Source organism: Leclercia sp. LSNIH8 (genome assembly GCF_002920195.1).
In the GTDB taxonomy this organism is placed as follows: Bacteria; Pseudomonadota; Gammaproteobacteria; order Enterobacterales; family Enterobacteriaceae; genus Enterobacter.
In genome coordinates this window covers 452,617-465,091 of the sequence record NZ_PQJY01000001.1, presented here as the reverse complement: position 1 = coordinate 465,091, position 12,475 = coordinate 452,617, and the positions used below count along the sequence as shown (strand labels likewise).

The window sequence follows — 12,475 nt, the reverse complement described above, 5'->3', positions numbered from 1 at the left end:
GGCTGAAAACGTCAGGCACCAGTTTTAAGATACGCATCCAGCAGTTGCAGAACTGCAACCATGAGTTGCAGGAACAGAATTATCCATCCCATCATGCTCATACGCCACTCCTTGGGTCAGGAGCACTTCCACTGACTTACCTTTCCGCTGCCTGTCGCCAGTGGGCGTTGGTTTATGTTGATGTGCTCCGCAGTTAAGGCACTGACAGCACCACCCGCCAGCCAGGACTTAAAAGTGATCCCAGATTGCGGACTGCCACACATCCACACCAACAGTTCTGATTATAAGCAGACGAGACTGGATATTTAAACAGTCTTTCATCAAATAGGAATTTATAAAGGAGCGAGACTAAAAACAATATTATTCAAAGCATTAAGTAAATATCACTACAAGTCACTCTTTCAGGATTAAGCAACTGACGTTGTGCAAAGGGTCAGCACGACGCTAATATAAGGCGGTTGGTTTATGTTGATGTGCTCACCCGGCTACCACCGGGCATAAAAAAACCTCGCATTCGCGAGGTTTTTTTGTTTCATCCGTTTTAGTGCGCGTTCACCACCACCCACATTGGCCCCTGGCCGACGGCGTAACGTCCCTTCTCTTCCAGCAGACCCTGCTCGCCCTGAATCTCATACAGCGCGATATGGTGCGATTTTTGCCCCGCCGCAATCAGGAATTTACCGCTGTGATCGACGTTGAAGCCGCGCGGCTGCGTTTCGGTTGGCTGGAAGCCTTCGATAGCCAGCACGCTACCATCTTCCGAAACACTGAACACGGTGATCAGGCTGGAGGTACGGTCGCAGGTATAGAGGTGACGGCCATCAGGCGTGATATGGATATCTGCCCCCCAGCGGGTATCGGTGAAATCAGACGGCATCATGTCCAGGGTTTGCACACACTCAATCTTACCGTGCGGATCGCGCAGGGCCCAGACGTCCACCGAGCAGTTCAGCTCGTTCACCACGTAGGCGTACTGCTGATTCGGATGGAAGGCCATATGACGCGGACCGGCCCCTTCAACAGTAGTCACTTCCGCCGGGTTCTGCGCGGTCAGCTTGCCGTCATCGCCCAGCGTAAACAGGCAGATACGATCCTGCTTCAGCGCCGGTACCCACAGGGTGCGGTTATCCGGGGAGATGTTCGCCGAGTGGCACCCTTCCAGCCCTTCAATCACCTCAAAGGTTTCACCAGGAATACCGTCATCCAGACGGGTTACGCTGACGCAGCCAGCATTGTAGGAGCCGCTAAAAATGAAGCGTCCCTGCAGATCGGTGGAGATATGCGTCGGGCTGCCCGGCAGCGCGGCTTCGGCCGTGTATGTCAGAGCGCCATCTTCAGGCGAGATACGGTACGCGAGCACGCGGAATTCCGGGCGAACACCCACATACAGGAAACGTTTATCCGGGCTGATCACCATCGGCTGAACCTGGCCGGGAACATCGACAACCTGAACCAGGGTGAGCGAACCTTCGGGATTCAGACGCCAGACATGGATCTGCTGGCTTTCAGGACTGGCGGTATAAACGGTTTGTTTCATGAATGCTCCTTTCCTCACTGCGCGTAAAAGTAATGTACCAGGATAGTCGTTTTTAACGGTGAATGCTGAATTTTAACCAGGAATTTTGCAGCGTTAGTTGCACGGTGTACCATCTGCGCATCCCCTCCTTTCAACATTAACCCGGAATATCAAATGACCTCGCGTGTGATTGCACTGGATTTAGACGGTACGCTGTTAACGCCGCAAAAAACCCTGCTCCCCTCTTCGCTTGAAGCACTGAAGCGTGCCCAGGAGGTAGGATATCAACTCCTCATCGTTACGGGTCGGCATCACGTTGCTATTCATCCTTTTTATCAGGCACTGGCGTTAGATACACCTGCAATTTGTTGTAATGGAACCTATTTGTATGATTATCAAGCAAAAAAGGTTCTGCAGTCCGATCCGCTGCCTGTCCCTCAGGCGCTGCAACTGATTGAACTGCTCGATGAACATGCCATTCACGGCCTGATGTATGTCGACGAGGCGATGATGTACGAGCGTCCTACCGGCCACGTGATTCGCACCAGCAACTGGGCACAGGCGCTGCCGGAAGCGCAGCGCCCGGTGTTTACGCAGGTACCGTCCCTCGCCCAGGCCGCCCGTGAGGTCAACGCGATCTGGAAATTTGCCCTGACCGGTGAGGACACAGGCAAACTTAACGACTTTGCCTCACAGGTCGAGCAGACGCTGGGGCTGGAGTGCGAATGGTCATGGCACGATCAGGTGGATATCGCCCGTAAAGGCAACAGCAAGGGGAAACGCCTGACGGAGTATGTGGAATCCATCGGCGGCTCTATGAAGGACGTCATTGCCTTTGGCGATAACTACAATGACATCAGCATGCTGGAAGCGGCTGGTACCGGGGTGGCGATGGGGAATGCGGACGACGCCGTCAAAGCGCGCGCGAATGTGGTGATCGGCGATAACACCACCAACAGCATCGCCGAATTTATCTATACCCGTCTGCTGTGATCAGGTGGTGATGGAGACGCTCTTGATCTGCGCGTAAAGCCAGAGGCCAGGTTTGATCCCCAGTTCATCCCTGGCCCACGGGCTGATGCGGGCCCACAGCGTGCGGCTGCCAATCTCCAGCTGCACTTCCACCTGGCCGTTATCGTCGTAACACTGGGCGACTTTGGCGCGCAAAATATTACGGATGCTGCTCTGTAGCGGCGGCTGGAGTACCAGCGAGACATCGGACGCCTGAATGCGAATGCGCAGGTTGGTTTGCAGCGGTTTATCCAGCTTGTTGACCCAGACATGCTGATCCCCGATAGCCAGGGCGGTCATGGCATAGTGCGGATGGTGTTCCAGCACGCTCACCTTCAGAATACTGCTCTGCTGCTCCTGCGGCAGCCAGGGATGCATTACGCTGCTCCCCCACACCTCTTCCAGATTACCGAACGCTTTCACGCTGCCATTTTCCAGCACCAGTACCTTATCGGCCAGATGCAGGATCTCATCCAGCGAATGGCTCACATAGAGCATTGGGATGTTGATTTCGCGGGCCAGGCGCTGCAGATAAGGCAGCAGCTCGCGCTTGCGCGGGATATCGAGGGAGGCCAGGGGTTCGTCCAGCAGCAGCAGTTCCGGGGCGGTGAGCAGCGCCCGGCCTATCGCCACGCGTTGCTTTTCCCCGCCCGACAGCGACGACGGCAGCCGGTCAAGCAGGTGCTCAATGCCCAGCAAAGCCACCAGCTTATCGAACTGCCCGGCCATGCTTTTCGCCATGCCGTAACGCAGGTTACCCAGCACTTTGTAATGGGGAAAAAGCCTGGCGTCCTGGAAGACATAACCAATCCGGCGCTTTTCTGGCGCGAGAAAAATACGCTTTTCGACATCGTTCAGCACCCGATCGTTGAGTACGATCCGCCCCGTCTGAGGTCGTGTCAACCCGCTGATCGCGTTGATTAGCGACGTTTTGCCCGCGCCGGAGACACCAAAAATGGCGGTAATGCCGCTGGCAGGCAGGGTTTCGTTGAGAGTCAGGCAGTGATCGCCCAGCGTCTGGGTAAAATTGAGTTCCAGCATGATTATTTTCCCATCCGTTCACGGCTGATGCGCGACAGCCACTCCGACACCAGCAGCGACACCAGCGCCAGCACAATGGAGATCAGGCACAACCGCGCCGCAGCCCCCTCGCCACCCGGGGTCTGGATCAAGGTATACATGGCCGACGGGAGAGTGCGTGTTTCGCCCGGAATGTTGGAAACAAAAGTGATGGTGGCGCCAAATTCCCCCAGCGAGCGGGCAAACGCCAGCACCGTGCCGACAATAATGCCTGGCAGCGTCAGGGGAAGCGTGATGGTGAAAAAGACGCGCCAGCGTCCGGCACCGAGGGTACGGGCCGCCTGTTCAAGTTTAAGATCGACCCCTTCAAGCGCCAGGCGTATCGCCCGCACCATCAGCGGGAATGACATCACCGCCGCCGCCAGCACGGCACCGCGCCAGCTGAAGGCAAAGCTGATGCCAAACCACTCATACAGGCGTTCGCCGATAAAACCGCGCCGCCCCATGGCAATCAGCAGCAGATACCCCACCACCACCGGCGGCAGCACCAGAGGCAGGTGCAAAATACTGTCGAGAAGCGCTTTGCCCGGAAACTGACAGCGAACCAGTAACCAGGCGAAAAAGACCCCAAAGGGCAAACTCAATGCAACCGCGAGGGAAGAGACTTTCAGGCTCAGCAGCACGGCCTGCCATTCGGGATCGGTCAATATCATTCGTGCGTCGTAAATCCGTAACGTTTAAAGATGGCAGACGCCTGCGGCCCCTTCAGATAATCGTAAAAGGCGCTGACGGTTGCGTTTTTATGTCCATCAATGATGGCCACAGGATATTCCACTTTCTTATGCGAGTCTTCAGGGAACGTACCCACCACTTTCACCCCTTTTTCAGCAACCGCATCGGAACCGTAGACGATCCCAAGCGGCGCTTCATTGCGCGCCACCAGCGCCAGTGCGCCACGCACATCTTCTGCCGGTGCCAGTTGAGGTGCCAGCGTCTCCCAGGCACCCAGTTTTTGCAGCGCCTCTTTGGCATAAATGCCTGCCGGAACGTGTTCCGGATCGCCCACCGCCAGACGCCCCCCTTTCAGCAGGCTGGTCCAGTTTGTCTCCTTGTTGATACTCACCTCGCTCTGAGTGCTGGCTTTAGGCGCCACCACAACCAGGCTGTTGCCGAGCAGGGTGACACGGCTCGCTGCATCAACCGCTTTTTTATCGACGGCGTAATCCATCCACTTTTGATCGGCCGAGATAAAGAGATCGGCAGGCGCGCCTGCTTCAATCTGTCGCGCCAGGGTGGACGAAGAGGCAAATGACGACACCACGTCGACGTTTTTCTCTTTTTTATACACCGCGGCAATATCCTGCATTGCGTTCGTCAGCGATGCGGCGGCAAAGACGGTGATCTTGCCTTCGTCTGCCAGCGCCTGGCTGGCCAGCGTGAGTGTCAGCGTCACGCCGGTAACAAATCCTGACCATGTACGTTTCATTTAAAGCTCCTGCAAAGACCGTTATATAAATCGAAATATAACGATAACCGTCAGGTTTGCCCAGCGTTAAATCGTACCGATCGGGGAGTAGATCAATTTTGTACTAAAAATAGTATCGGCGAGGAAGGGGGAAACTTGAGAGCAAAACGCCCGGCGGAACCGGGCGTTTTTAAAGGGAATTAATGCTGTTTTTTCGGCTGTTTTCTGTGGCCGACATTGGAAAAGATGTTGAACACCTCACCCAGGCCGTAGATGGCACCGAGGATGATAGCCATCACCACTGGTACCATGATCACGGCGAATACCAGACTTTTCAGCAACTCTAACATGGCTTTCTCCAGACAATGTGAATTGCCTTATTCTAACCGGAAAAGCGAGAATTACATCCCCTTTTGTGCGGTACAGTTTGCGCCGGTAACGAATTACGTCACAATAACCCTTTTGCCAGGACATTGTTATGCAGGCCGAAATTCTCCTCACCCTACGTCTTTCGCAAAAACTGTTCGCCGATCCCCGCCGCATTGCCCTGCTCAAGCAAATTGAGCAAACCGGCTCCATCAGCCAGGGGGCAAAAAACGCCGGAATTAGCTATAAAAGCGCGTGGGATGCCATCAACGAGATGAACACCCTGAGCGAACAGACCCTGGTCGATCGCGCCACCGGCGGCAAAGGCGGCGGCGGTGCCATCCTGACACGCTACGGGCAGCGGCTGATCCAGCTCTATGACCTGCTGGCGCAGATTCAGCAAAAGGCCTTCGATGTCTTAAGCGATGACGACGCCCTGCCGCTGGACAGCCTGCTCGGCGCCATCTCGCGTTTCTCTTTGCAAACCAGCGCCCGTAACCAGTGGTTTGGCACGGTCACCGCCCGCGATGATGACCAGGTGCAGCAGCATGTCGATATTTTGCTCGCCGACGGCACCACCCGCCTGAAAGTCGCCATTACGGCCCAGAGCGGCAAGCGGCTGGGGCTGGATGAGGGCAAAGAGGTGCTGGTGCTGTTGAAAGCGCCCTGGGTCAGCATCACGCTGGACAGGGAAACGGCAAAACAGGCGGATAACCAGCTACAGGGAGTTATCAACCATATCGACCGTGGCGACGAGCAGTGTGAAGTGCTGATGACCCTGCCCGACGGTCAGACGCTCTGCGCCACCGTACCTGCGGCCCAGAGCCAGGATTTAGAAGAAGGTGCTGAGGCGACCGCATATTTTAATGCCGACCGGGTGATTATCGCCACGTTGTGCTAAGCGCATTGACATGTGTGCCGACAGTAGGTTATCCCTGATGCTTATTGCTGCAAAAAATGGGATAAATCATGTCATCATTGCAAATTTCGCAAGGCACGTTTCGTCTTAACGACACGCGTACGCTCACCCTCGCTGATTTTACGTTGAATGGTGGTGAAAGCTGGGCTTTTGTGGGCAGTAACGGCAGCGGCAAATCTGCCCTCGCCCGCGCCCTGGCTGGCGAGCTGACGCTGTTGAAGGGCGAACGCCAGAGCAGTTTCACCCGCGTGACCCGCCTCTCCTTCGAGCAACTGCAGAAACTGGTCAGCGACGAGTGGCAGCGTAACAACACCGATATGCTCAGCCCCGATGAAGACGATACTGGCCGAACGGCCGCCGAAATCATTCAGGACGAAATTAAAGATGAGGCCCGTTGCCGCCAGCTGGCGGAACAGTTCGGCATCGCTCACCTGCTGGACCGACGCTTTAAATACCTCTCTACCGGCGAAACCCGCAAAACATTACTGTGCCAGGCCCTGATGGCCGACCCCGACCTGCTGATCCTGGATGAACCTTTTGACGGCCTCGACGTGCAATCCCGCAGCCAGCTGGCGGATCTGCTGGCCTCGCTTAATCAGCAGGGCTATACCTTGGTGCTGGTGCTGAACCGTTTTGACGAGATACCCGATTTTGTGCAAAACGCGGGGGTGCTGGCCGACTGCATCCTGACGGCGGTGGGGGATAAAGCGACCCTGCTTAACCAGGCCTTGATTGCCCAGCTTGCGCACAGTGAAAAACTGAACGGGGTCACCCTGCCCGAACCGGATGCCCCGTCTGCGCGTCACGGTTTGCCGGAAGGCGAAGCGCGGATTGTGCTGAATAACGGCGTGGTCTCCTATAACGATCGTCCGATCCTCAACCAGTTAAGCTGGACGGTAAATCCCGGCGAGCACTGGCAGATTGTCGGCCCTAACGGCGCCGGTAAATCGACCCTGCTGAGCCTCATTACCGGCGATCACCCCCAGGGCTACAGCAACGATCTCACCCTCTTTGGCCGCCGTCGCGGCAGCGGCGAAACCATCTGGGATATCAAAAAACATATCGGCTACGTCAGCAGCAGCCTGCACCTCGATTATCGCGTCAGCACCACGGTGCGCAACGTCATCCTGTCCGGTTATTTCGACTCCATCGGGATTTATCAGGCGGTGTCTGACCGGCAGCACAAGCTGGCGCAGCAGTGGCTGGATATTCTGGGGATGGATAACCGGGTGGCGGATGCGCCGTTCAGCAGCCTCTCCTGGGGACAGCAGCGGCTGGCGCTGATTGTGCGCGCGCTGGTGAAACACCCGACGCTGCTGATCCTCGACGAGCCGCTGCAGGGGCTGGATCCCCTGAACCGCCAGCTTATTCGCCGTTTTGTTGATGTCCTGATTAACGAAGGTGAAACGCAGCTGCTGTTTGTTTCTCACCATGCCGAAGACGCACCCGCCTGTATCACCCACCGCCTGGAATTTGTCGCCGACGGCGACGGCTATCGCTACCAGGTTGGCCGCATCTGACATCCTGACGGGGGCCACGCCCCCGCTCTTTTTCGGACAACCTGCAACATCCCACCCCAAGCGCTTTGATCTACAATCCTTTTTTAGCCGGAGAGCAGCTGCGTTTTGTGCAGTGTAAACGATTCCACTATTTTATCCCATGTCACACTTTCCTGCTCTCTGTTATGCTAGGATTATCTCATACCATAAGCCTAATGGAGCGAAATATGCGAGTTCTGGTAACAGGTGGTAGCGGTTACATAGGAAGTCATACCTGTGTGCAACTGCTGCAAAATGGCCATGACGTCATCATCCTTGATAACCTGTGCAACAGTAAACGCAGCGTGCTGCCGGTTATGGAGCGCCTGGCCGGTAAGCAGCCTGCTTTTGTCGAAGGCGATATTCGTAACGAAGCGCTGATGACTGAGATCCTCCACGATCACGCCATTGATACGGTGATCCACTTTGCTGGCCTGAAAGCGGTGGGCGAGTCCGTGGCGAAGCCGCTGGAATATTACGACAACAACGTAAACGGCACGCTGCGTCTGGTCTCTGCCATGCGCGCGGCGGGCGTCAAAAACCTGATCTTCAGTTCTTCCGCCACCGTCTACGGTGACCAGCCGCAAATCCCTTATGTTGAAAGCTTCCCGACCGGTACGCCGCAAAGCCCGTACGGCAAGAGCAAGCTGATGGTGGAACAGATCCTGACCGACCTGCAAAAAGCACAGCCGGAGTGGAGCATTGCCCTGCTGCGTTATTTCAACCCGGTGGGCGCACACCCATCCGGCGACATGGGTGAAGATCCGCAGGGTATTCCTAACAACCTGATGCCCTATATCGCCCAGGTTGCGGTAGGCCGTCGTGACTCGCTGGCGGTGTTCGGCAACGACTACCCCACCCCGGACGGCACCGGCGTTCGCGACTACATTCACGTGATGGATCTCGCTGACGGCCACGTCGCCGCCATGCAGCAGCTGGCCGATAAACCGGGCGTTCACATTTACAACCTCGGCGCAGGCGTCGGCAGCAGCGTGCTGGATGTGGTGAATGCCTTCAGCGCCGCCTGCGGCAAACCGGTGAGCTATCACTTTGCCCCGCGTCGCGAGGGCGATCTGCCCGCCTACTGGGCCGATGCATCGAAGGCGGATAAAGAGCTTAACTGGCGTGTCTCCCGCACGCTTGACGAAATGGCACAGGATACCTGGCGCTGGCAGTCTCGCCACCCCCAGGGCTATCCGGACTAAGGACCTGTCATGACCCAATTTAACCCCGTCGATCACCCGCATCGTCGTTTTAATCCATTAACCGGGCAGTGGATTCTGGTCTCTCCGCATCGCGCCAAACGCCCCTGGCAGGGCGCGCAGGAGACACCGTCCAGCGAGACGCTGCCCCAGCACGATCCGGACTGTTTCCTCTGTCCGGGGAATACCCGCGTCACCGGCGATATCAACCCGGACTACAAAGGCACCTTCGTCTTTACCAACGACTTTGCCGCCCTGATGACCGACACGCCGGACGCCCCACAGAGTGACGATCCGCTCCTGCGCTGCGAAAGCGCGCGCGGCACCAGCCGGGTGATCTGCTTCTCGCCGGATCACAGCAAAACCCTGCCGGAGCTGAGCGTCGAGGCGCTGACCGAAGTGGTGAAAACCTGGCAGGAGCAGACCGCCGAACTGGGACAGACCTATCCCTGGGTGCAGGTCTTCGAGAACAAAGGCGCGGCGATGGGCTGCTCCAACCCGCATCCCCACGGCCAGGTGTGGGCCAACAGCTTCATGCCTAACGAAGTGGAGCGGGAAGATCGGTTGCAAAAAGCCTATTACGCTGAGCAACAGTCGCCCATGCTGCTGGACTATGTTCAGCGCGAGCTGGCTGATGGCAGCCGCACCGTCGTGGAAACCGAACACTGGCTAGCGGTGGTGCCATACTGGGCGGCATGGCCATTCGAGACCCTGCTGCTGCCGAAAGCCCACGTTCTGCGGTTAACCGATCTGAGCGACGCCCAGCGCAGCGATCTGGCGCTGGCGCTGAAAAAACTGACCAGCCGCTATGACAATCTGTTCCAGTGCTCCTTCCCCTATTCCATGGGCTGGCACGGGGCGCCCTTTAACGGCGAAGAGAATCAACACTGGCAGCTGCACGCCCACTTCTATCCGCCGCTGCTGCGCTCCGCCACCGTACGTAAGTTTATGGTCGGCTACGAGATGCTGGCAGAAACCCAGCGTGACCTGACGGCGGAGCAGGCCGCAGAGCGTCTGCGTGCAGTGAGTGATGTCCATTTTCGCGAATCCGGAGAATAACAATGAGTCTGAAAGATAAAACCCACGCCCTGTTTGCTGAAAAATTTGGTTATCCCGCCACTCACGCAATCCAGGCGCCAGGCCGCGTTAACCTCATCGGCGAACACACCGACTACAACGACGGTTTTGTCCTGCCCTGCGCCATTGATTACCAGACGGTGATCAGCTGCGCGAAACGCGACGACCGCAAGGTGCGCGTGATGGCAGCGGATTATGACAACCAGATCGATGAATTTTCGCTGGATGAGCCGATTGTTGCCCATGACAGCCAGCAGTGGTCTAACTACGTCCGCGGCGTGGTGAAGCATCTGCAAAAACGTAACAAAGAGTTTGGCGGCGCGGATCTGGTGATCAGCGGCAACGTCCCACAGGGTGCAGGCCTGAGCTCCTCTGCCTCACTGGAAGTGGCCGTCGGCACCGTCTTCCAGCAGCTCTATCACCTGCCGCTGGATGGCGCGCAGATCGCCCTTAATGGCCAGGAAGCAGAGAACCAGTTCGTCGGCTGTAACTGCGGCATCATGGATCAGCTGATCTCGGCGCTGGGCAAAAAAGGCCACGCGTTACTGATCGACTGCCGCTCGCTGGGCACCAAAGCGGTCAGCCTGCCGAAAGGCGCGGCGGTGATCATCATCAACAGTAATTTCAAACGCACCCTGGTGGGCAGCGAGTACAACACCCGTCGTGAGCAGTGTGAAACTGGCGCACGCTTCTTCCAGCAGTCTGCACTGCGTGATGTCTCGCTCAACGAGTTTAATAAAGTGGCCCACGAGCTGGACCCGGTAGTAGCAAAACGCGTTCGTCACGTCCTGACCGAAAACGCCCGTACCGTAGAAGCAGCAGCTGCGCTGGAGAAAGGCGATCTGCAACGGATGGGTGAGCTGATGGCCGAGTCGCATGCCTCTATGCGTGACGACTTCGAAATCACCGTCCCACAGATCGACACCCTGGTTGAGATTGTGAAATCCGCCATTGGCGATCAAGGCGGTGTGCGTATGACCGGCGGCGGCTTCGGCGGCTGCGTGGTAGCGCTGGTACCGGAGGAACTGGTGCCGGTTGTTCAGCAAGCCGTGGAACAACAGTATGAAGCCAAAACCGGTATCAAAGAGACTTTCTATGTTTGTAATGCATCACAAGGAGCTGGCCAGTGCTAAACGAAACACCTGTTCTCGCCCCTGACGGCCTGCCGTATCGCCTGATCACCCTGCGCAACGAAGCAGGGATGGTCGTCACGCTGATGGACTGGGGTGCGACGCTGCTCTCCGCCCGCGTCCCGATGACCGACGGCAGCGTCCGCGAAACCCTGCTCGGCTGTGCCTCGCCTGAGCAGTATGTGGAGCAAACGGCCTTCCTGGGCGCCTCGGTAGGCCGTTATGCCAACCGTATCGCCAAAAGCCGCTTTGAACTGGACGGCGTGCGCTATGACCTGCTGCCAAGCCAGGGCGAAAACCAGCTGCACGGCGGCCCGGATGGATTTGATAAACGTCGCTGGCGCATTATGCAGCAGAACGATGCCGAAGCGCTGCTGGCGCTCGACTCGCCGGACGGTGATCAAGGTTTTCCGGGTAACTGTGCGGCGAGTGTACGTTACCGCTTAACGGATGATAACCGTATCGCCATTGAGTATCGCGCCACCGTGGATAAGCCCTGTCCGGTCAACCTGACCAACCACGCTTATTTCAACCTCGACGGCAGCTGCAGCGACGTGCGCCAGCACCGCCTGCAACTGCTGGCGCAACGCTATCTGCCTGTGGATGAGATGGGGATCCCGCAGGAAGGATTAAAAGACGTTGCCGGTACCAGCTTTGATTTCCGCACCACCAAAGCCATCAGCCAGGATTTCCTGGCGGATGAACACCAGCGCAAGGTGAACGGTTACGATCATGCTTTCCTGCTTGATGCCCAGGGCGATCTGAACCAGCCCGCGGCGCATCTCTGGTCTGCCGATGAAAAGCTACAGATGACGGTCTATACCACCGCCCCTGCACTGCAATTCTATTCCGGCAACTTCCTCGAGGGTACCCCGGCGCGCGAAGATGGAGAATACCGGGCCTGGCAAGGTCTGGCGCTGGAGAGCGAGTTCTTACCCGACAGCCCGAATCACGGGGAATGGCCGCAGCCTGACTGCATACTGCGCCCGGGCGAAGAATACATCAGCGTCACCGAATATCACTTTATTGCGCAATAAAAACGAGCCCTCCTGCCGGAGGGCTTTTTTTATCCATCTTGCTGAAAATAGCGCCAGTTACGGACAAAATCACAACCCCTCATTCACAAGCATCTTACACTGCGACACTATTTTCGCTATGGTTAGGGTTAAGCGTTGCCCGCGGCTCAGCCGCAGCAATATAATGAGAATTGTTATCATTCAAATAATGCTTG

At 56.9% G+C, this 12,475-nt stretch carries 13 protein-coding genes; 7 read left to right on the top strand and 6 right to left on the bottom strand.

All coding sequences use genetic code 11. The features are described 5' to 3' along the window. Positions 1-11 precede the first annotated feature (11 nt). Positions 12-101 carry a type I toxin-antitoxin system toxin TisB gene (gene tisB / locus C3406_RS02320; RefSeq protein WP_103178749.1) on the bottom strand — a complete coding sequence of 30 codons (90 nt, stop codon included), beginning with the start codon at positions 99-101 and terminating at the stop codon, positions 12-14. A gap of 440 nt (positions 102-541) precedes the next feature. Further along, on the bottom strand, positions 542-1,537 hold the full coding sequence (gene pgl / locus C3406_RS02315; protein WP_103823537.1) for a 6-phosphogluconolactonase: 996 nt from the start codon (positions 1,535-1,537) through the stop codon (positions 542-544). Positions 1,538-1,690: 153 nt separating this feature from the next. Between pgl and C3406_RS02310 the strand changes: the two genes are divergently transcribed. Beyond that, positions 1,691-2,509 carry a pyridoxal phosphatase gene (locus C3406_RS02310; RefSeq protein WP_103823538.1) on the top strand — a complete coding sequence of 273 codons (819 nt, stop codon included), beginning with the start codon at positions 1,691-1,693 and terminating at the stop codon, positions 2,507-2,509. Here C3406_RS02310 and modC read toward each other — a convergent pair whose 3' ends face one another. From modC to C3406_RS02290, 4 genes are all read right to left on the bottom strand, one after another. Next, positions 2,510-3,568, bottom strand: a complete 1,059-nt coding sequence (gene modC, locus C3406_RS02305; RefSeq protein ID WP_103823539.1) for a molybdenum ABC transporter ATP-binding protein ModC — start codon at positions 3,566-3,568, stop codon at positions 2,510-2,512. Positions 3,569-3,570: 2 nt separating this feature from the next. After that, a complete protein-coding gene (modB, locus tag C3406_RS02300) occupies positions 3,571-4,260 on the bottom strand; it encodes a molybdate ABC transporter permease subunit (RefSeq protein WP_103823540.1) in 690 nt (229 codons plus the stop codon). Continuing rightward, positions 4,257-5,033 carry a molybdate ABC transporter substrate-binding protein gene (gene modA / locus C3406_RS02295; protein WP_103823541.1) on the bottom strand — a complete coding sequence of 259 codons (777 nt, stop codon included), beginning with the start codon at positions 5,031-5,033 and terminating at the stop codon, positions 4,257-4,259. The genes modB and modA overlap by 4 nt, the downstream gene beginning before the upstream one ends. A 179-nt stretch (positions 5,034-5,212) precedes the next feature. Next, entirely contained in the window at positions 5,213-5,362 is a 150-nt protein-coding gene (locus C3406_RS02290) for an AcrZ family multidrug efflux pump-associated protein (RefSeq protein ID WP_103178743.1), read from the bottom strand. Positions 5,363-5,490: 128 nt separating this feature from the next. Between C3406_RS02290 and modE the strand changes: the two genes are divergently transcribed. The 6 genes from modE to galM all read left to right on the top strand — a co-directional run bounded on the left by modE (position 5,491) and on the right by galM (position 12,281). Beyond that, positions 5,491-6,279: a molybdenum-dependent transcriptional regulator gene (gene modE / locus C3406_RS02285; RefSeq protein ID WP_103823542.1), complete on the top strand. Its 789-nt coding sequence runs from the start codon at positions 5,491-5,493 to the stop codon at positions 6,277-6,279. A gap of 68 nt (positions 6,280-6,347) precedes the next feature. Next, the gene (gene modF / locus C3406_RS02280; protein ID WP_103823543.1) at positions 6,348-7,817 is read left to right on the top strand and encodes a molybdate ABC transporter ATP-binding protein ModF; all 1,470 of its coding nucleotides are present in this window, start codon (positions 6,348-6,350) and stop codon (positions 7,815-7,817) included. Positions 7,818-8,023: 206 nt separating this feature from the next. Then, positions 8,024-9,040 carry a UDP-glucose 4-epimerase GalE gene (gene galE, locus C3406_RS02275; protein ID WP_103823544.1) on the top strand — a complete coding sequence of 339 codons (1,017 nt, stop codon included), beginning with the start codon at positions 8,024-8,026 and terminating at the stop codon, positions 9,038-9,040. Positions 9,041-9,049: 9 nt separating this feature from the next. Next, entirely contained in the window at positions 9,050-10,096 is a 1,047-nt protein-coding gene (galT, locus tag C3406_RS02270; RefSeq protein ID WP_103823545.1) for a galactose-1-phosphate uridylyltransferase, read from the top strand. A gap of 2 nt (positions 10,097-10,098) precedes the next feature. Beyond that, on the top strand, positions 10,099-11,247 hold the full coding sequence (gene galK, locus C3406_RS02265; protein WP_103823546.1) for a galactokinase: 1,149 nt from the start codon (positions 10,099-10,101) through the stop codon (positions 11,245-11,247). After that, positions 11,241-12,281: a galactose-1-epimerase gene (gene galM, locus C3406_RS02260; RefSeq protein WP_103823547.1), complete on the top strand. Its 1,041-nt coding sequence runs from the start codon at positions 11,241-11,243 to the stop codon at positions 12,279-12,281. The genes galK and galM overlap by 7 nt, the downstream gene beginning before the upstream one ends. Positions 12,282-12,475: the final 194 nt, after the last annotated feature.

Coding starts and splice junctions, on each gene's coding strand:
- C3406_RS02310 (WP_103823538.1), top strand. CDS start 1,691: ATGACCTCGCGTGTGATTGCACTGGATTTAGACGGTACGCTGTTAACG.
- C3406_RS02290 (WP_103178743.1), bottom strand. CDS start 5,362: ATGTTAGAGTTGCTGAAAAGTCTGGTATTCGCCGTGATCATGGTACCA.
- tisB (WP_103178749.1), bottom strand. CDS start 101: ATGAGCATGATGGGATGGATAATTCTGTTCCTGCAACTCATGGTTGCA.
- modC (WP_103823539.1), bottom strand. CDS start 3,568: ATGCTGGAACTCAATTTTACCCAGACGCTGGGCGATCACTGCCTGACT.
- modB (WP_103823540.1), bottom strand. CDS start 4,260: ATGATATTGACCGATCCCGAATGGCAGGCCGTGCTGCTGAGCCTGAAA.
- galE (WP_103823544.1), top strand. CDS start 8,024: ATGCGAGTTCTGGTAACAGGTGGTAGCGGTTACATAGGAAGTCATACC.
- modE (WP_103823542.1), top strand. CDS start 5,491: ATGCAGGCCGAAATTCTCCTCACCCTACGTCTTTCGCAAAAACTGTTC.
- galK (WP_103823546.1), top strand. CDS start 10,099: ATGAGTCTGAAAGATAAAACCCACGCCCTGTTTGCTGAAAAATTTGGT.
- modF (WP_103823543.1), top strand. CDS start 6,348: ATGTCATCATTGCAAATTTCGCAAGGCACGTTTCGTCTTAACGACACG.
- galT (WP_103823545.1), top strand. CDS start 9,050: ATGACCCAATTTAACCCCGTCGATCACCCGCATCGTCGTTTTAATCCA.
- pgl (WP_103823537.1), bottom strand. CDS start 1,537: ATGAAACAAACCGTTTATACCGCCAGTCCTGAAAGCCAGCAGATCCAT.
- modA (WP_103823541.1), bottom strand. CDS start 5,033: ATGAAACGTACATGGTCAGGATTTGTTACCGGCGTGACGCTGACACTC.